The sequence below is a fragment of the Algoriphagus sp. 10J20-15 genome, from assembly GCF_055809615.1.
Map to the genome: position 1 here is coordinate 129129 of NZ_JBVVUG010000035.1, position 18217 is coordinate 147345.

The 18217-nt window shown below is 42.0% G+C and carries 18 protein-coding genes and 3 pseudogenes; 13 read left to right on the forward strand and 8 right to left on the reverse strand.

Annotated features, from left to right (window positions below):
- Window positions 1-79 precede the first annotated feature (79 nt).
- The 8 genes from AC0L6R_RS14445 to AC0L6R_RS14480 form a co-directional block, all read right to left on the reverse strand.
- Window positions 80-814 (reverse strand): MIP/aquaporin family protein, encoded by a 735-nt coding sequence (locus tag AC0L6R_RS14445; protein ID WP_283412363.1) that lies wholly within the window; start codon window positions 812-814, stop codon window positions 80-82.
- Window positions 814-2313: a glycerol kinase GlpK gene (gene glpK / locus AC0L6R_RS14450; protein ID WP_473271845.1), complete on the reverse strand. Its 1500-nt coding sequence runs from the start codon at window positions 2311-2313 to the stop codon at window positions 814-816. The genes AC0L6R_RS14445 and glpK overlap by 1 nt, the downstream gene beginning before the upstream one ends.
- A gap of 17 nt (window positions 2314-2330) precedes the next feature.
- Window positions 2331-3896 (reverse strand): glycerol-3-phosphate dehydrogenase/oxidase, encoded by a 1566-nt coding sequence (locus AC0L6R_RS14455; RefSeq protein ID WP_473271846.1) that lies wholly within the window; start codon window positions 3894-3896, stop codon window positions 2331-2333.
- Window positions 3897-3982: 86 nt separating this feature from the next.
- Window positions 3983-4480 carry a SixA phosphatase family protein gene (locus AC0L6R_RS14460; protein ID WP_473271847.1) on the reverse strand — a complete coding sequence of 166 codons (498 nt, stop codon included), beginning with the start codon at window positions 4478-4480 and terminating at the stop codon, window positions 3983-3985.
- 194 nt (window positions 4481-4674) lie between these two features.
- The gene (locus AC0L6R_RS14465) at window positions 4675-5409 is read right to left on the reverse strand and encodes an RluA family pseudouridine synthase (protein ID WP_473271848.1); all 735 of its coding nucleotides are present in this window, start codon (window positions 5407-5409) and stop codon (window positions 4675-4677) included.
- Window positions 5410-5673: 264 nt separating this feature from the next.
- Window positions 5674-6246, reverse strand: a complete 573-nt coding sequence (locus AC0L6R_RS14470) for an anthranilate synthase component II (protein ID WP_473271849.1) — start codon at window positions 6244-6246, stop codon at window positions 5674-5676.
- On the reverse strand, window positions 6230-6775 hold the full coding sequence (locus AC0L6R_RS14475) for a CvpA family protein (protein ID WP_473271850.1): 546 nt from the start codon (window positions 6773-6775) through the stop codon (window positions 6230-6232). Before AC0L6R_RS14475 ends, AC0L6R_RS14470 begins: the two co-directional genes overlap by 17 nt.
- Before the next feature lies 1 nt (window position 6776).
- Window positions 6777-7229: a GatB/YqeY domain-containing protein gene (locus AC0L6R_RS14480; RefSeq protein WP_283412356.1), complete on the reverse strand. Its 453-nt coding sequence runs from the start codon at window positions 7227-7229 to the stop codon at window positions 6777-6779.
- A 62-nt stretch (window positions 7230-7291) separates the two neighbouring features.
- On the opposite strand from AC0L6R_RS14480, the gene AC0L6R_RS14485 reads away from it, so the two are divergent.
- The 13 genes and pseudogenes from AC0L6R_RS14485 to AC0L6R_RS14545 all read left to right on the forward strand — a co-directional run bounded on the left by AC0L6R_RS14485 (window position 7292) and on the right by AC0L6R_RS14545 (window position 18187).
- Window positions 7292-8005, forward strand: a complete 714-nt coding sequence (locus AC0L6R_RS14485) for a pyridoxine 5'-phosphate synthase (protein WP_473271992.1) — start codon at window positions 7292-7294, stop codon at window positions 8003-8005.
- 120 nt (window positions 8006-8125) lie between these two features.
- Window positions 8126-8884 carry an alpha/beta fold hydrolase gene (locus tag AC0L6R_RS14490; protein WP_473271851.1) on the forward strand — a complete coding sequence of 253 codons (759 nt, stop codon included), beginning with the start codon at window positions 8126-8128 and terminating at the stop codon, window positions 8882-8884.
- 99 nt (window positions 8885-8983) lie between these two features.
- Window positions 8984-9694: an SAM-dependent methyltransferase gene (locus tag AC0L6R_RS14495; RefSeq protein WP_473271852.1), complete on the forward strand. Its 711-nt coding sequence runs from the start codon at window positions 8984-8986 to the stop codon at window positions 9692-9694.
- Between the two features lie 3 nt (window positions 9695-9697).
- A pseudogene (locus AC0L6R_RS14500) lies at window positions 9698-10769 on the forward strand (dipeptidase).
- 93 nt (window positions 10770-10862) lie between these two features.
- Entirely contained in the window at window positions 10863-11357 is a 495-nt protein-coding gene (locus AC0L6R_RS14505) for a hypothetical protein (protein ID WP_473271853.1), read from the forward strand.
- Window positions 11326-11943 carry a PEGA domain-containing protein gene (locus AC0L6R_RS14510; RefSeq protein WP_473271854.1) on the forward strand — a complete coding sequence of 206 codons (618 nt, stop codon included), beginning with the start codon at window positions 11326-11328 and terminating at the stop codon, window positions 11941-11943. The genes AC0L6R_RS14505 and AC0L6R_RS14510 overlap by 32 nt, the downstream gene beginning before the upstream one ends.
- Window positions 11944-12064: 121 nt before the next feature.
- On the forward strand, window positions 12065-12202 hold the full coding sequence (locus tag AC0L6R_RS14515) for a hypothetical protein (protein WP_473271855.1): 138 nt from the start codon (window positions 12065-12067) through the stop codon (window positions 12200-12202).
- A gap of 235 nt (window positions 12203-12437) precedes the next feature.
- Complete coding sequence (locus AC0L6R_RS14520) at window positions 12438-13157, forward strand: orotidine 5'-phosphate decarboxylase / HUMPS family protein (RefSeq protein WP_473271856.1); 720 nt, start codon at window positions 12438-12440, stop codon at window positions 13155-13157.
- The gene (locus AC0L6R_RS14525) at window positions 13145-14182 is read left to right on the forward strand and encodes a zinc-binding dehydrogenase (protein ID WP_473271857.1); all 1038 of its coding nucleotides are present in this window, start codon (window positions 13145-13147) and stop codon (window positions 14180-14182) included. The genes AC0L6R_RS14520 and AC0L6R_RS14525 overlap by 13 nt, the downstream gene beginning before the upstream one ends.
- Window position 14183: 1 nt before the next feature.
- A complete protein-coding gene (locus tag AC0L6R_RS14530; protein ID WP_473271858.1) occupies window positions 14184-14981 on the forward strand; it encodes an SDR family NAD(P)-dependent oxidoreductase in 798 nt (265 codons plus the stop codon).
- 175 nt (window positions 14982-15156) lie between these two features.
- Window positions 15157-16047 (forward strand): annotated as a pseudogene (locus AC0L6R_RS14535) (sugar phosphate isomerase/epimerase family protein).
- 216 nt (window positions 16048-16263) lie between these two features.
- A pseudogene (locus tag AC0L6R_RS14540) lies at window positions 16264-17078 on the forward strand (SMP-30/gluconolactonase/LRE family protein).
- 368 nt (window positions 17079-17446) lie between these two features.
- A complete protein-coding gene (locus tag AC0L6R_RS14545; protein WP_473271859.1) occupies window positions 17447-18187 on the forward strand; it encodes a hypothetical protein in 741 nt (246 codons plus the stop codon).
- Window positions 18188-18217 lie beyond the last annotated feature (30 nt).

Consider the following 18217-nt stretch of genomic DNA (forward strand, 5'->3'; position numbering starts at 1 on the left):
TCTGGTGATTACGATCACTGAAATTACATTTTTGGCGATAAAATGGGATTTAGTATTCGAAGATAATTTCCAGAATTAATCAAGATCCCGCCACCAAATATAGTCCTGCAGCCAAAGCCGCACCTACAATTGGTCCTAAAACAGGGACCCAGGAATAACCCCAATCAGAACTTCCTTTGTCTTTTATCGGCAAAATGGAGTGCATGAGTCTTGGACCAAAATCACGGGCAGGGTTGATGGCATAACCAGTAGTTCCTCCTAAAGCCAAGCCAATTACCCAAACCAAAAATGCAACGGGAATTGCTCCCAGAGAACCCATGCCTATCGGAGTTTTATTGCTGTCTCCTATTTCGACTCCATCGTTATAGAGGATCACTAAAATCAGGACAAAAGTCCCAACTACCTCCGAAAAGAAATTTAAAGGCAGGTTTCTTATCGCAGGAGAAGTGCCAAATGGCGCAGCCTTCAATCCTGCATCATCCGAAGCATCGTAATGATCCTTATAGAACAGCCAAGCTATTCCAACTCCAATCATTGCCCCCAAAACCTGAGCAATAATATATCCCGGCGCCATCGCCCATTCAAATTGCCCTGTCAAAGCGAGGCCGATAGTTACCGCTGGATTCAAGTGCGCGCCACTGTATGGCCCTGCTACCACTACCCCAACATAAACTGCCAAAGCCCAAGCCGTACTAATCTCCATGATTCCTCCACCATGACCTTTGGTTTTTGGTAAAAGCATGTTCGCAACAACTCCTGAACCCAATAATAGTAACAGACCTGTTCCTATTAATTCTGCTAGATATACATTCATTATTCAACCCAGTTTTTTGAGCGCTCCACCGCTTTGTGCCAAAAATGTATCAATTTATCTCGATCTGTTTTTTCCATACTTGGAGTAAAGCTTTTATCAGCATTCCATAGCTCTTGGATTTCATCTCGATCCTCCCAAAACCCAATTGCTAAGCCCGCCAAAAATGCTGCTCCAATAGCTGTGGTCTCGATAATCTCTGGTCGTTTGATTTCGCAATCCAGCAAGTTTGCCTGAAACTGCATCAGAAAATTATTGGCTGTAGCCCCACCGTCTACACGAAGTTCTTTGGTTGGCTTGCCGGCATCCTTTTCCATAGCTTTTAGCACATCATAAACTTGGTAAGCAATTGCTTCCAAAGCCGCCCTAGCCATATGCGCTTTCTCTGTACCTCTGGTGATTCCAAAAAAAGCTCCTCTGGCATTTTGATCCCAATGCGGTGCCCCCAAACCTGAAAGTGCAGGAACGAAGTAAACCCCATCATTTCCATCTATACTTTCTGCCAAACGCTCACTTTCTCTCGCATGACCCAAAAGTCCTATTCCATCTCTAAGCCATTGAATAGCTGCTCCGCCAATAAATACTGAACCTTCCAAGGCATAATTGATCTCGTCTCCGATTTTCCATGCAACAGTAGTAAGCAATTGATTCTTTGATCTGACCGCTTCAGAGCCGGTATTCATGACCAAAAAGCATCCCGTACCATAGGTGGTTTTTGCCATGCCCGGCTCGGTGCAAAGTTGCCCGAAAAGGGCAGCCTGCTGATCCCCGGCAATTCCAGCGATGGGGATTTTTACGCTTAAGACATCTCCAGCAGTTTCGCAATAGACTTCGCTGCAGGATTTTACGTCTGGTAAAAGCGATGCAGGAATCTCAAACAAATCCATCAACTCTTGATCCCATTCCTGCGAATGAATATTGAAAAGCATGGTACGGCTGGCATTTGTGATATCTGTGATATGCGTCTTGCCGGAAGTGAGGTTCCAAATCAGCCAGGAATCTACCGTTCCAAAAGCAAGTTCACCTGCTTCAGCTTTTTGTCTTGCTCCATCTACATTATCTAGAATCCATTTGATTTTGGTGGCAGAAAAATACGCGTCAATGATCAAACCTGTCTTGGAAACTACCATTTCAGAATGTCCCTTATCCTTCAGCTCGTTACAGTAATTGGCAGTTCGGCGATCTTGCCAGACAATGGCGTTATAAATCGCTTTGCCTGTTTTTCTATCCCAAACTATAGTCGTTTCCCGCTGATTGGTGATACCAATGGCAGCCACCTGATTTGCTTTGATTTTTTTATTGACCAGGGATTCTATCATCACAGATGACTGGGAAGTCCAGATTTCATCAGGATCATGTTCTACCCAGCCTGCTTTTGGGAAATGTTGCTTAAAATCCTTTTGGGCGACTGAGATAATCTTGCCTTTTTTATCAAAAAGAATGGCTCTAGAACTTGTAGTACCTTGGTCTAGAGCCATTATATAGGTATTATTTTGGCTCATTTTGGGTTATTTGTGGGTTATTTTTTAATCAAATATTTCGAAGCTGTCCTATTAAAGTCAGCCAATTCAGATTCTATCCATGCTTCGTCTTTCTCCAATTCAGCAGCCATCAACCTAGCTACTGTAGGAGCCGAATCTATGGAAGCCTGTGCATCTAAGAATAGCATTCGTATTCTCCTGGCCAATACATCCTCCACCTTCACCGCCATCTCTTCACGCACAGCCCAGATCACTTCTGCCTCTATATTGGGGAAATCAGGATGCAGCTTTGCTTCCCAAGTTTTGTTTTCCTTTATAAGGTCTTGGATAGGCTTGGCATCAAACCCATAAATTCCCCAGTGACCTTCAGGAACACGGTTGGTTGCCCCATGGATTTTCATATCCAGAGACTTACTGTCTCTCAGTTTTTCACCAGTGACTTTTGTGAAATACTCCACTGTATCTTCACCCATTTTCCGGAATGTAGTCCACTTCCCTCCGGTCAAAGTAACCAATCCGCTTTCTGATAAAATCACTTTATGAGAGCGTGAAATCTCTTTGGTTTTCGTACTTCCTTCTTTTGGTCTAGCAAGTGGTCTAAGACCTGCGAAAACCGACTTTACATCTGCTCTTGTAGGTTTTTTAGCCAAATATCCTGCAGCTGTTTCCAGCACAAAATCTATTTCTTTCTGAAGTGCCTCAGGTTCTAATTTTGGCTTTTCACGAAGCGTGTCGGTAGTTCCTACCACGAGCTTTCCATGCCATGGAACAGCAAAAAGTACTCTTCCATCTTTCGTTTCAGGGATCATCAGGGCGTCTTTTCCACCTAGAAAATCAAGATCTAAAACCAAATGAATTCCTTGACTAGGCTGAATCATTCTTGCAGCCTCAGGATTATCCATCTGTAAAATTTTATCCGCAAAAACTCCGGTGGCGTTCACTACCATTTTTGCATTGACTAAATATTTTTCCTTGGTCAGTTTATCCGAAACATTCAATCCGGTAATCTTTCCAGCTTCATTTTTCACCAAACTGTTCACACTGACATAATTCAACACGCAGGTGCCAGCTTCATCTGCCGACTGGGCAATATTCAGCGCGAGTCTTGCGTCATCAAACTGCCCGTCGTGATAGATTACTCCACCATAAAGACCATCTGGTTTCAATCCCGGAAGACGTCTGAGAGTTTCTTCAACAGAAATAAATTCTGACTTGCCAAGACTCAATCTGCCAGACATCCAATCGTAAACCTTCAGGCCGACACTATACATCATGCGGTCCTTCCAGGTATAAATCGGGATAATAAAAGGTTGGTCATGGGCTAAGTGAGGGGCATTTTGCAATAGCTTACCACGCTCTTTGAGTGCTTCGAACACTAACCCCACATCGCCCTGAGCAAGATACCTCACTCCTCCATGTACGAGTTTGGTACTTCGACTTGAGGTGCCTTTGGCAAAATCAGCTTTTTCAAAAAGAACCACCGATAGCCCTCTTGAGATGGCATCCAAAGCCACTCCTAATCCCGAAGAGCCTCCGCCTATGACGGCAATGTCCCAAATTTTAGTTGTGTCTTGTAGCTGGCTGAGGTTTTCTGGGCGATTCATAGAATTTAAAATATAGATTTTAAGGTAGGGAAAAAATCGGAAAAGAGAGGATTGAATGAATTTTACAAGCTACTGACTTACCAAAATCAATAATCTTTATAAGTCTTCCTTACCACAACGGAATTGCCATCTTTTTCTAAAGTTACCTCATAGATAAAATTGTACTCTGAATCCTCTAAATCCTGGAATTTCTCACCGTCTCCTACAAAATAGTTGGCAACCTGTCCGACTGTATTACTATGGCCAACTACCAAGATGTTTCCTTCTAGGCTTCTAAGTTGTTCGACTAGTGCATCATGATTCTTTGGATCGTAAATTTCTATTTCAATTCCTGCCTCACTTGCAGTGGGGGCCGCTGTCAATCGGGTTCGATTATAGTCGGTACTGAATATATGAGTGATCTTTTGATCCGCTAGAATCTGTGCAAGCTTTCTTGCTCGTACATCTCCAGCAAGCAATAGTTCAGGATCATTCCCGGTTAACTGCTTTTCAGCATGGCGGACGATATAGATGGTTTTTGGCTGTTGCTTACTGGAGCAAGCGGCGGCTAAGGATACAATTAAAAACAGGAGTATGTATTTCATAGCGAAAAGTTAAAGAATTCTTTAAATGAATTTTAGTCATGTATGAAAAATGAAAAGTCAGAAGAAAAAAATAGCGAGAATAGAAAAAGAAGAACTAAAGGCTACTAAACTCAGCGCTTCTCTGCGTAAAACTCCGCGTTCACTGCGGTAAATAAAAAACCTCCGAGATTAATGAAATCCCGAAGGTTATGTAGTTATCCGCTAAAGGAATTATCTAAATGCTGGTCTTTCGTCTTGATGGTTTCGAATTCCAAGAATTGCTCCCAGAACTCCTCCTCTGGCACAGCAGCTCTTAGGTAAAGCTTCTCCTTTTTGATTGGATGAACAAATACCAGATTGAATGCATGTAGGTTGATACTCGCATCTGGATTAGGCTTCGCAAAGCCATATTTAATATCCCCTCGAATCGGGCAACCCATAGAAGCAAGCTGCACGCGAATCTGATGTGGGCGACCGGAAACAGGGCGCACTTCGATCAACCAGTGGTCATTCATAAAACCAAGTGTCTTGTAATTCAACTCAGCTTTTTGGGAACCTGGGACTTCTCGATCATGAGCTGTCACCACATTTTTCTGCTCGTCTTTAACGAGGTAATGTGTCAGCTTACCGCTTTCCTCTCTCGGTCTTCTTTTCACCAAAGCCCAATAAACTTTATGAATTTCTCGCTTGCGGAAAATCTCCATCATGCGCTCCAGGCCTTTGGAAGTTCGGGCAAAAGCCACCAATCCACTTACCGGACGATCCAGTCTGTGAATAGGATGAAGAAAAACTGCGCCTGGTTTATCGTATTTCTTAGCAATGTATTCTTTGAGGTAATCCGTCAAGGTCTTATCCCCAGTTTTATCTCCCTGCACGAGTATGCCGGCAGCTTTATTTACTATCAAAAGGTGGTTGTCTTCATAGACAACCGTGAATGGCTTCTTTTTCATCTGTTTAATAATTGTTTTTCAATTGTCAGATGGAATCTCGCAGGGCATTTAAGCATTTCTCTTTGTCACTTTAAGAATATTGCTCGATTTCATAATCAGGTACAAAGGTAAGAATTTCGCAGGAGTTGAATAATTGATTTTTCAAAGCTCCTCAAAGGATATCCAAAACCCTTCAAGGGTTCGCCATTGCAAGTTCCTAAATCAAATGCGACTGTTCAATTTTCTAAAGATTAACCCGTTAAGGGTTTAGCTAGATGTACTTTCTTATCTTTCAATTTTTCGTAGCTCCACCCAGTTTTTCACTAATTCCAAACCATATTGAGTCAGGTGCGCTTCAGGGTGATATTGAATCCCAAGAATCGGTAAACTTTTATGCGCCATGCCCATTATTTCTCCTGATTCAGTTTCCAATAGCACTTCGAGTTCCTCTGGCAAATTGGCTAATTGTAAGGAATGGTAACGGGTTACTTTAAAAGATTCAGGTATGCTTGTCGTGAATGGATGAGCTTTCGTCTTTCTGACTTGATGGACTTTCCCATGAGTGGGAACAGTATTCTTTTTCAGGTTTGCTCCAAAAAATTCCCCGATTGCCTGATGCCCCAGGCAAACACCCAGCACAGGAACTTTATCGTAATATTCAGCAAAGATTTTAGTTAGATTTCCAGCATTCTGTGGAATCCCTGGGCCAGGAGATAAAATTAATCCGTCAAAGTTCAGCTTTTTGATTTCCTCAAGTGTGACATCATTGCGAAGTACAAGTAATTGCTCCCCGGTCTGCCTCAGCAAATCAGCCAACATGTGGCTAAAGGAATCAAAATTATCAATCAGTAGTAGCATCTTTGATTTCCTCCACTACCTCATCCAGCTTCTTCAAACTTTCTTCTATACTTGGGAAAAACGGCTCAACTGCAGCAACAATTCCTGGCGCGATGGGCTCTATAAAATACAGCATTTCGGAATCCTTCGTCCATTTCTTAGGCATCTCCAATTTGAAAAGACTGGCTTGCCAGAAGAATAAACTGATAAAAAACGCTGCTTTCACCACTCCAAAAACAGCCCCAACTATAGCGTCTAAGGGTCCAAGAAGGACCATATCCATCACTTGCTTCAATATCCAGCCAGCAACTTTTATAAATAAGAGTGTAAGAACAAAAACGATTATAAATCCAAAAATTGGAAAACCAAGATTGAACTCAGTGACATTTTCTGCCAACCAGTCATTCATGGGATCCATAAAATAAAGACCCAGAATAATCGCGATCACAAAGCCAAAAAGGCCTAAGACCCCAAGAAGAAAACCTCTTCGGTATCCTTCATAGGCTCCTAGACCAAGAATGACTACTATGATGATATCTATGATGCTCAACTTAGCTGTTCAGTATAGCTTTCACTTTCTCAGAAATAACTTTGCCATCAGCTTTTCCAGCCAATTGCTTGCTCGCAACTCCCATCACTTTACCCATATCTTTTGGACTTGTAGCTCCGGTTTGGGCGATAATCTCCTGAATAGCAGCAGTGATTTCTTCGTCCGTAAGTGCTTTTGGCAGAAATTCCTGCAGAACTTCCAGCTCAGCCATTTCCACCTCATACAAATCAGCTCTGTTTTGTTGCTGGTAGATATCTGCCGAATCCTTACGCTGTTTTGCAGCTTTGGTCAATAACTTCAACTCGTCCTCTTCAGTGATTTCAGCTTTTGCTCCACTTTTAGTTTCCTCCAAAAGAATCAGCGACTTGATAGATCTCAGAGCTCCCAATCGGGTTTTGTCTTTTGCGATCATTGCTGATTTAATTTCACTTTCTATTTTCTGCTTTAAACTCATTAGTCCTAAGTTTGTGTTACACTTCTAATACTACTGACAAAAATACCTTTTTCGACTCGGATATGACCAAGCTAAGCGTAAATATTAACAAGATCGCCACTCTTCGCAACGCCCGCGGAGCTGACAATCCCAATGTAGTGAAAGTAGCACTGGATGCAGAGCGCTTTGGCGCACAAGGGATTACCGTCCATCCACGGCCGGATGAGCGCCACATTCGCTATCAGGATGTACTCGATCTGGCGAAAGTAGTAACAACAGAATTCAACATTGAAGGGTACCCAGACAAGCGTTTTATGGAGCTGGTTCGCCTGGTAAAACCTGCTCAAGCAACGCTTGTACCTGACCCACCAACGGCGATTACCTCAAATAACGGTTGGGATACGATTTCAAATCAGGGAATGTTGAAGGATATCGTCGCCGAACTTCACGAGTCTGGCGTTCGTGTTTCGATTTTCATTAATCCTGAAGTCAAATATTTTGAACCAGCTAAACTCACAGGCACGGATCGTGTAGAGCTATACACCGAGCCTTATGCTTCCAACTATCACAAAGATCGGGATGCAGCTGTCAAACCTTATGTGGAAGTAGCTGAAATCGCTCAAGCACTTGGGCTTGGACTGAATGCCGGGCACGATCTTGATTTGCATAATCTGGCATTTCTGAAACAAAGCATTCCTTATCTCGATGAAGTTTCCATCGGCCACGCGCTAGTTTGTGATGCGCTTTATTATGGCTTGGAAAATACAATTCAGATGTATAGAAGGAAGTTGGAGTAAATATTGTCCGGTGTTTGTTGCCCGATGCCAGATGTTATGTCACATATAAAAGAGGCTTGAGTAGAAAAATAGAGGTTGGAGGTTCAAAAGATCTCCTAATTCAAAAATCGTAATTCTAAAATGCAGTTAAATTTCAAAAAACTAGGTGCTGGAAAGCCGCTAATCATACTTCACGGACTATTCGGTTCGGCAGACAACTGGTTTAGCATTTCTAAGGAGCTAAAAGACAGCTTTACCCTTTACCTGATAGATCAACGCAATCACGGAGATTCTCCTCAGTCAGATGATTGGAATTACGATGTGATGGTGGAAGACCTGAAAGAACTGATGGAAAAGGAAGGTCTGGAAAAAGCCTTTTTGATGGGACATTCCATGGGAGGAAAAACAGTGATGAATTTTGCCCTCAAATACCCTGAGAAAGTGGAGAAATTGATTGTTGCAGATATAGCCCCTCGATATTACGCCGTGCATCATCAGAGCATTTTGGAGGGATTAAATTCACTTGATCTTAGTGAAATTCAATCTAGAAAAGAAGCGGATGAGGAATTGGCTAAATACATTCCTGAGATTGGAGTAAGGCAATTTCTACTAAAAAGCTTAGGCAGAGATTCGGATGGATTTATGTGGAAAATCAATCTTCCGGTAATCACTGAGAATATCAACGAAGTAGGAAAGGCTTTGCCAGAAGGTAAAACCTACTCTGGACCAACTCTTTTTCTCGCTGGATCCAATTCTAGTTATGTGCAACAATCCGACTTGGATGATATTGATGCTTTTTTTCCAAACAATGAGGTGGAATTTATCGCAGATGCGGGACATTGGCTACATGCCGAACAGCCTGATGCTGTAGTAGAGGAAATCAGAAGGTTTTTGAAATAGGCTTGATTTTAGAGCAGTTTTAAGAATAAGAAAAGTTTCTAACCCTACACAACTCGATTTCATCAAAATTTCCGTTCTTTTTTAAACAACAAATCTAAAATGCCCAAAGGAAAACTCTTCCTCATACCCAATGTTCTCGCGGACAATACCCAAGATGCAGTTATCACTCCACAGGTGAGAGAAGTGATCGCAAACACCAAAGTATATCTGGTGGAAAACATGCGGACAGCACGCCGCTACATTTCCAGTTTGAAACTAGGGGTAAACTTGGATCATGTCCACATGGAAATTTTGGACAAGGGAACCTCTCCAGAGTTTATCAATCGACTCATGCAACCACTCATTAATGGTGCTGATATAGGAATTATTTCTGAAGCTGGATGTCCTGTAATCGCAGATCCGGGTGCTTTGGCTGTGGAACATGCGCATAAAAAAGGGATTCAAGTCGTTCCTCTTTCTGGCCCTAGCTCCATGTTTATGGCCCTGATGGGATCCGGTTTTTCCGGTCAGTCCTTCGCTTTTCACGGCTATTTGCCCATTGATAAAAAAGAAAAAGCAGCTGCTATTAAGAAGCTAGAAGCTGAATCACTTCGGGAAAGAAGAGCGCAAATCTTCATGGAAACGCCTTTCCGCAACAATCAATTGCTGGAAGATTTACTGAAGACCCTGGCTCCTCAAACCAAGCTTTGCATCGCAAAAAATATCACAGGATCGGACGAAATGATCTTGACCAAAACCGTTGAAGAGTGGAGGCAAATTCCGCTTGACCTACATAAAATCCCCACAGTTTTCGTGCTCCAAAGCTTCTGATCAATGTTTACAATCGACGCCCACCTCGACCTGAGTATGAATGCACTGGAATGGAATCGTGACCTCACGCTGCCAGTTTCAGAGATCAATGCAAGGGAAAAGGGCCTAAAGGATAAGCCAGATCGTGGAAATGCGGTGGTTTCTCTTCCAGCACTTCGAGAAGGAAATATCGGGTTGGTCGTCGCTACACAAATTGCACGCTATGTCGCACCGGGAAATCCGTTACCTGGATGGCATTCCGCAGAGCAAGCTTGGGCTCAGACCCAAGGTCAATTAGCTTGGTATCAGGCGATGGTGGAAAAAGGTGAGATGGTGCAGATCAGAAATCTCGTTGATTTAGATGTACATTTAGCCCTCTGGGAAAATGATGAAGACAGCTCCAGCAAACCTGTGGGATTCATTCTTTCCCTTGAAGGAGCTGACTCTATTGTGAATCTGGATTATTTGGAAAAAGCATTTGAATATGGGCTTCGCGCTCTGGGACCAGCACATTACGGCCCTGGTAGATATGCTCACGGCACAGATGCCTCCGCCCCTCTCAATTCAAAAGGAAAAGAATTGTTGCGCAAAATGGATGAACTGGGAATTATCCTGGATGCAACTCATTTGTGCGATTTGGCTTTTTGGCGAAGCACTGGAAATCTACAAAGGTCCTGTGTGGGCAAGCCATAATAACTGCCGAGCCTTGGTCGATCACAATCGCCAGTTTTCTGATGAAATGATTAAGGCATTGATAGATCGTGGCGCTGTGATCGGAGCGGTCATGGATGCATGGATGCTGAGCCCGGGATGGGAAAGAGGAAAATCCACTCCACAAGAAAGAAATGTGACCTTAAATACTGTTCTAGATCACATGGATCATATTTGTCAGATCGCAGGTAATGCTAATCATATTGGAATTGGCTCAGATTTGGATGGCGCTTTTGGGACTGAGCAATGCCCCGCAGATATTACCACCATAAAAGACCTTAATCAACTCACTGATTCACTGTCAATTAGAGGATATTCCAATCAGGATATCAAAAAAATAATGAACGGAAACTGGTTAAATTTCCTCAGAAAAAACTGGGGATAAGTGTGGATAAATTGGACAATTCCTTGATGTTTTAATTGCTTTAATACTTCATTTTGAATTATTTAGCGCAAGCTAAACGCAAACCACCAATTTATGAAGTATAAAAATTTACTCACACTCAGCCTACTTTTCCTTTTTTCTGCTTCCCTTTCCTTTTCTCAAAAACTTCAAATCACAGCCAATCATTCAGATGCAAAATTCATTTTGCTCAATGACTATGATGATTCTGATAAGCAAGAGTTAGGAACTGGAGCTATTGAATACAAACTTGAAAAAGATAGTAGAAACAGAATCAAAATCACCAAGCCAGGCTATGAGCCTGTGATTAAGGAATACAACCGAGACTTGAAATGGGATAAAGACCAATACGTGTCTTTGGATGCCCGAAGAGTTGAAATCACCGCTGAACCATATGATGCCGAAATCCTCGTGGATGGTAGAGTAATCGGTAGTAAGGCTATTTATCTTATCATACAAAAAGATCGTTTCCATACTGTTGAGATAAGAAAAGCTGGTTTTGCTCCAATCTCAAAAAGTTATTACAACTCACCGGATCGTGAGACCCCTCCCCTCCAAGGATTATTTTGAACTGAAAGACAGACAAGTTCGCTTGGAAGTGATACCTGCAGATGGGGTGGTCACAGCCAATGGGGTCAGCGTAGGCCGAGGAAATCAAGACATAAAAATCCCTTTAAACGACTGTGTGACTGTCACTGTTAATAAGGACGGCTTTGTAGAGTACACTAAAGTTTTTTGTAACAAGCCTGACACAGACCCGGAACCTCCAGTTAGAGAAAAAGCACAATTAGAAGATGGATTGGTTAAAATCACCACGAACCCTAATGATGCAATCATTGAGATTGGAGGAAAAACAGTGGGCACCGGCAGTTACGATTTGAAGGTTCCTAAAAATGGAAATGTAGAAATCCGGGTAAAAAAGGATGGCTACGTCCGCTATGTGAAGAACTATTACAATCAGGCAAACATGCAGGAGCCACCAGTTACTGACTTTATAGAAATGAATGTAGATGAAGCCTATACTTCTTCAGTTTCATCAGATTTGGCCAATGTAAGAATCACAGTTCCAGTCAACACAGTTCATACTTCTGAAGAAGCTTGGAGAATTCTGAGCTCTATCATTACGAGATATTTTGACATCCCTGGAAACAGTTGATTTCAACACGGGGTATTTGACTACTTCTTGGCAGGTACAGAACTTTCAGTCCAGTTGTTCTCCGTACCAGAGTAATCGTTAGTAGCGGCGGAATTCCGATCAATTAGCCTATGCAATCAAATTGATCAGTCAGGAAGCATACCTAGATGGTCAAAATCAAGTGACTGTGAAAGACGATGAGAAATTCGAGGACTGGGCGAGAATTCTTAAGAAATATGAAGGACTGATCGAAGAAGTTCAAGCGAGACTTCAGCAATAAGTCTCTTTTCCATTGGCTTAAAAGCTCCATCTGATATTCGGGTGGAGCTTTTTTTTGTCCATTATGCATGATAGAAACCCCCAATCAAATATTATGCATTTCTTCAAAATATAATCTTCCTTTTACCCCAAATCAGGAAAGTATCTTTCCCGATTTTCCTTATCTTAAAAATCTAAGCACATCCTAATTTATAGAGGACCCTTTTTTTAGAGAAATACTTGTAACCCAACCCAAAATGAAACCTATAGTACAAATCTCTTTAGATCTGACGGACATTGATGAAGCGCTGGAAACGGCCGCTTTGGCTATGCGAGCTGGGGTAGATTGGCTTGAAGCCGGCACTCCCTTGATCCTTGCCGAAGGACTACATGGAGTGAGAAAATTGCGGGAAGCCTTCCCCGGTGTTCCAATCGTCGCTGACCTAAAAACCATGGACGGAGGCTACCTGGAAGCAGAGATGATGGCAAAAGCGGGAGCAACCCATGTAGTGGTGATGGCAAGAGCACATAAGGAAACCATCAAATGTGTGGTGCAAGCAGGAAAAGATTATGGAGTGAAAGTGATGGGTGATAACTTGGGTTGCCCTGATATGGTGGAAGGAGCAAGATTTTTAGAGGATTTGGGATGTGACTTTGTGATCCATCATATTGGATACGATGAGCGAAGAGGAATTGCAGCAGCGGGCCACAGAATGCCAAGTCCATTGGATCAATTACGTGAAGTGGTGAAAGCTGTAAAAGTGCCAGTGCAGGCAGTGGGCGGACTTTCGCTTGAACAAGCCATTCAATGTCCACAATATGGAGCGCCACTTGTAGTCCTAGGTGCACCACTGACAATAGATGCTGACGCATTCAAAACTGCTGATGGTGATCTTGAAGCCTCAGGAAAATCTGCGCAGCTATACATTCTCAAAAGATCAGTAACTTTTAAACCTACCATTTCATGTCAATACTAGGTAAATCAGCCGCCGTAGTTAATTTTTCAGAAAAAAAAGGCTCAGTAGAAATCAGAGAAATTCCTGTCCCGGAAATTGGAGATGAGGACATTTTATTGGAAGTAGAAAATGTGGGTGTTTGCGGAAGCGATCTGCATCAGTGGACTTCAGATCATAGCTGGCCCGTTAATTATCCGGTTGTTTTAGGTCATGAATTTGGAGGAAAAATAGCAGCGGTTGGAGATCGGGTGACTGGCTGGAAGATCGGGGATCGGGTAGTCAGTGAAACGGCAGCGGTCATCGACCCACAGAATCCAATGAGCAAAACTGGCTTATATAATCTTGATCCAACCAGAAAAGGATTTGGCTACGGAGTAAATGGAGCCATGACACGATTCGTGCGAGTTCCCGCCCGTTGCCTCCACCGTGTTCCAGAAGATCTTTCTTTTGAGGAAGCATGCCTCACCGAACCATGCTCGGTGGCCTACAACGCTGTCGCGGTCAACTCACATATCAAACCAGGAGATCGAGTACTCGTTATCGGCCCCGGAACTATCGGGATTCTTTGCGCTGCTGTGGCAAAAATTTGCGGTGGAGATGTGGCCATTTTAGGTTTGGAAAAGGACCGAGGTAGACTGGAAATAGCAAAAAGCTATGGGGTCACTCCCATCATCAGCGATGCAACCGAATGGGCTAGGAAAACCGATGGTCTTGGAGCTGATCTGATTATTGATGCAGCAGGAATCAGCGCCACTTTGAAAATCGCCATGGATCTTGTTCGCCCAAATGGGCAAATCACCAAAGTAGGCTGGGGGCCAAGCCCTTTCAATTTTTCTTTAGATCCATTAGTACAGAAAAATGTGCGCCTGCAAGGAAGCTTCAGCCATAATTGGCCGATTTGGGAAAAAGTTATTGGCTTACTTTCCAGTGGAACATTAGATGTAAAACCAATCATAGGAGGAGTTTGGCCGATAACAGAATGGCATGAAGCCTTTGAGAAAATGCATAGTGGAGAAGTAGTAAAAAGTGTATTAAAACCTGTTTAAGATGAGATTAAAAGACAAAGTGATCATCGTCACTGGGAGCACGATGGGAATTGGCAAAGCCATTGCCAAAAAGGTAGTATCAGAAGGGGCAAAAGTGATCATTCATGGCTTGGAAGAGGATCTGGCCATTCAGGCAGTATCTGAACTCGGAGCTGAAAACGCAAAACTGCATATAGAAGATCTGTCTAATGAAGGAGCTACGCAAAGACTGGTTGACTTGGCGATTAGCACTTGGGGAAGAATTGACAGCATAGTTAATAATGCTGCAATCGTGGCAGCATCAGATATTCACACTACTGATAAAGCATTTTTGAATAAACTAATGGAGGTAAATACTTATGCCCCATTATTCCTTATCAAATCAGCCCTTCCTCATTTGATTGAAAGTCATGGAGCAGTTTTGAATATTGGGTCGATCAATGCCTGGAGTGGTGAGCACAATCTATTGGCATACAGCATTACTAAGGGCGCAATAATGACCATGACCAGGAATTTGGGAGATTCTCTCTTCAGGGAAAATGGTGTGCGGGTCAATCAAATTAATCCAGGCTGGGTGCTTACCGAAAAGGAAATTGAGCGAAAAAAGGAACATGGACTTTCGGATACTTGGTACAAGGAATTATCTAAAATGTACGCTCCTGCAGGAAGAATCATTTGGCCGGAAGAAATCGCAGCGGCATGTATTTATTGGCTTTCGGATGAAAGCGGACCGATCAGCGGTCAAGTTGTTGATTTGGAGCAATTCCCGATGATTGGAAGAAACATTCCAAAGGACGCGACGACCATTCCACACAAATAATGGAGGTAGTTATCAGAAGAGATTGCTGTTGCCTTAAAACCTTTGCTTATCAGGCTGGAAGACCGAAGACGGATGACCGAAGCCCCTAAACTCAGCCTCAAGAGTTTAACAGCAACTTCTTTGCTTTAGGTTTTTAATAAATACCAATAAAAACAAACTTCAAAAACAGTACACAATGCCCAAAATAGCAGCCTTTCCCAAAGCTTTCATGCAAGCACTTTGCAAGGATGGAAGCATGAAAGTGTCGGAATGGATAGAACTTTCCGCAGCACTAGAAATTGATGGATTGGAGTGGTATGCAGGTTTTCTGGAAATGGAAAAAGAAAGACAACTGGCGCGTATTTCGAAGAATGGTGGAAGACAAGGGAATGGTGATTCCCATGATGTGCTGTTCCCCGGATTTCACTCATCCTGACAAAGCTTTTCGGGACAAAGAAATTCAAAAACAGAAGCGTTGGATAGAGATGACGGATGAACTCGGAGGGAAATACTGCCGCGTACTATCTGGGCAATATAGGCCTGAGCTCACGGAAGATGAGGGAATAAAATATGCTTCTGGAGTCAATTCGAGCCTGTTTACCTTATGCCAAGTCCCTTGGAATCACGCTGATATTGGACGAATCACTATAAAGATGACTTTTGGGATTATCCAGAGTTTGCGCAGAAAAGAGCCCTTTTCACCAAGTTGGTCAATAGCATCAAGCATACGAACTTCGGGGTGAACTACGATCCAAGCAATGCTTTCTTAGCAGGTGAAGATCCCCTCGATTTACTGTATGAGGTTTCGGAGCGAGTAGTCACTATGCATGCCAGTGATCGATTTTTGAAGTATGGCACCATTGAAGATTTGAACAATGAAGAAAGTGGCGTGACTGGCTATGCAGCGAGACTGAGTCATGGGGAAGTTGGCAAAGGCTTAAATGATTACGATGCCATTTTCACCGAGTTGAAACGGGTAGGTTTTGACAATTGGATCAGCATAGAAGATGGGGTCGATGGCATGGATCAACTACAGCGATCTGTGGCATTTTTGAAAAAGAAAATTGCTCAGTATTGGCACAATTGATTTAAGATTTATGATATCGGATTTACGATTTACGGCCCTCTTTTTAACCTTTGAGGTGTCACTTCGAAGGAGGAAGGACTGAGAAATCTCCTCGAAGATTTATAAAACATTTAATCGAAACAACCTTGAATACCTACAACTACACCTCCATCCCCTCTCAATGCTTCCTAGGCGAAAGGACCTTATTGGCATGCAGGAAGACAAAGTTTTTTCTGGGTGGATATTGAAAACGGAAAGCTATTCGAACATCATCTCAAGACTGGGGAGAACGAAAACGCGAAGTTTCCCGCATTATTTGGCAGTGGTTTTAGAGTCAGAAGACGGAAGTTTGATCTTTAGGTTTAGATCGAAAGATTGCAAAGTTTGATTTGGAAACGGAAGAACGTCACCTGGCTATGCGAAGTGGAATCAGATTATACCTTGCATCGCTTCAATGATGGAAAAGTGGATCCTAAAGGAAGAATTTGGATAGGAACTTTGAGCACCAAATTCACAGTGGGAGCAGGCTCGCTTTATTGTATCAATCGGGATTTAGAACCAAAAAGAAACTGTCAAATCTGACTATTTCCAACGGAATGGCTTGGACAGAAGACGATCAAACTTTTTACTTTATCGATACACCTACTCGGGAAATCAAAGCCTTTCAATTTGATCTTGAAACTGGCGAAATAGAATTTGAAAAGATTGCTGTCGATATTCCAGAGGAATTGGGATTTCCTGATGGCATGTGCATCGACCGGGAAGGAATGCTTTGGGTGGCACATTATGGAGGATCGGGGGTTTATCGCTGGAATCCAAAAAACGGTGAATTGCTGGATAAAATCGAGCTACCAGTTCCCCAGATCACTTCCTGTTGCTTTGGTGGAGAAAACCTTGATACCCTATTGATCACAACTGCCCAGGAGAGTATGAGCTCAGAGCAATTGAAGAAATATCCACTTAGTGGTGATTCCTTTTTGGTGAAGACTAACGCCAAGGGCTTTTTAGCAAACAAGGCAAGTATTTTAAGAAATGGAAAAATCACCTCTTAAGATTGATTATTAAAACCCAGAATACCATGCATGCAAAACTCAGATTGATTCTCTTACTTATTTTTATTCTGGCTCTTTTTCCAGCTTTGGCACAAAAGGAAGTCCGCGAAATTGTTAATGATATTAAGAGATAATTCCAGCTAATACGACCTAAATTTTATTTTTAGTTTAAAACAGGATTTTTTATTTAATACATTAGTTTAAATAACTTACATTTTCGAATTGATATTTGGAAATAGTAGTAAGATGGCGAAATACGGTTTTCTGTTAATGTAATTGGATAAAACGACAGGCTTTTAAGTGAGAATTTTAAAAAAAGGTTCTGCTTAGATCGCTTGTGCTACTAAAATAAAAATCTAACAGAAATAATGACCAAAAAACTATTCTCTCTGGGGATATTGTTATTCTCCTATTATCAAAGCTCTTTCAGCCAAAGCTACCTAGAAGCCAGTTATGGCCTGCCTAATATCCAATGGAATAATACAGGGGATTTTGATGTGCTTAGGACAGAATATAGAACTGGATGGGATATTAGCCTTAAAGCCTTCAAAAAAACTCCCCAAAACATAGTCTATGGTGTAGAGGTAGGAGTGAAACGGTTTGGCAATAGATTTCAATTTGATAGGATGAGTTACGGCCTTGAACCAATTTATTATTTTAATGTCGCGCCTACTATTGGTTATAATTTAGGTTTCCCTAACACTAGAATATCCTTCGTGCCGGAATTAGGATTAAGCTTAGGTTACATTCCATTAAATGATATAGTATACAATCAGGATAAGACTTTTCAGGTTTTTACAAAAAAAATTAAAGATGCGGATGGAAATATAGTTACAGTTCCTTTATATGAATTGACTTTCAGTGGAATGCAAACATTTAAAAATAGTTTTTTCATGCAGATTCATCCTAAAATTGGCTTTCAATATATGCTAAATGAAATTTCAACCCTTACTTTAAATTTTAAAGCTTATATCTCTATAAATAACAATTTAATCCAAAGAGATTTTTCGGATATTGAATTTGAAGGAGAGCACTATCAAGCAGTTCATTCATCGCCCCTGACTTCAACTGTCATTTCTTTTGGATATGTAATGAGAATTGGTAGATAAAATCTTTTTTTGAATATAATTTCAACATAG

Bases quoted from the DNA above. Each gene is read 5' to 3' on its own strand.
- AC0L6R_RS14480 (WP_283412356.1), bottom strand. From the start codon at position 7,229: ATGAGTTTAAAGCAGAAAATAGAAAGTGAAATTAAATCAGCAATGATC.
- AC0L6R_RS14495 (WP_473271852.1), top strand. From the start codon at position 8,984: ATGCCCAAAGGAAAACTCTTCCTCATACCCAATGTTCTCGCGGACAAT.
- AC0L6R_RS14505 (WP_473271853.1), top strand. From the start codon at position 10,863: ATGAAGTATAAAAATTTACTCACACTCAGCCTACTTTTCCTTTTTTCT.
- AC0L6R_RS14445 (WP_283412363.1), bottom strand. From the start codon at position 814: ATGAATGTATATCTAGCAGAATTAATAGGAACAGGTCTGTTACTATTA.
- AC0L6R_RS14465 (WP_473271848.1), bottom strand. From the start codon at position 5,409: ATGAAAAAGAAGCCATTCACGGTTGTCTATGAAGACAACCACCTTTTG.
- AC0L6R_RS14525 (WP_473271857.1), top strand. From the start codon at position 13,145: ATGTCAATACTAGGTAAATCAGCCGCCGTAGTTAATTTTTCAGAAAAA.
- AC0L6R_RS14455 (WP_473271846.1), bottom strand. From the start codon at position 3,896: ATGAATCGCCCAGAAAACCTCAGCCAGCTACAAGACACAACTAAAATT.
- AC0L6R_RS14530 (WP_473271858.1), top strand. From the start codon at position 14,184: ATGAGATTAAAAGACAAAGTGATCATCGTCACTGGGAGCACGATGGGA.
- AC0L6R_RS14490 (WP_473271851.1), top strand. From the start codon at position 8,126: ATGCAGTTAAATTTCAAAAAACTAGGTGCTGGAAAGCCGCTAATCATA.
- AC0L6R_RS14485 (WP_473271992.1), top strand. From the start codon at position 7,292: ATGACCAAGCTAAGCGTAAATATTAACAAGATCGCCACTCTTCGCAAC.
- AC0L6R_RS14460 (WP_473271847.1), bottom strand. From the start codon at position 4,480: ATGAAATACATACTCCTGTTTTTAATTGTATCCTTAGCCGCCGCTTGC.
- AC0L6R_RS14470 (WP_473271849.1), bottom strand. From the start codon at position 6,246: ATGCTACTACTGATTGATAATTTTGATTCCTTTAGCCACATGTTGGCT.
- AC0L6R_RS14545 (WP_473271859.1), top strand. From the start codon at position 17,447: ATGACCAAAAAACTATTCTCTCTGGGGATATTGTTATTCTCCTATTAT.
- glpK (WP_473271845.1), bottom strand. From the start codon at position 2,313: ATGAGCCAAAATAATACCTATATAATGGCTCTAGACCAAGGTACTACA.
- AC0L6R_RS14520 (WP_473271856.1), top strand. From the start codon at position 12,438: ATGAAACCTATAGTACAAATCTCTTTAGATCTGACGGACATTGATGAA.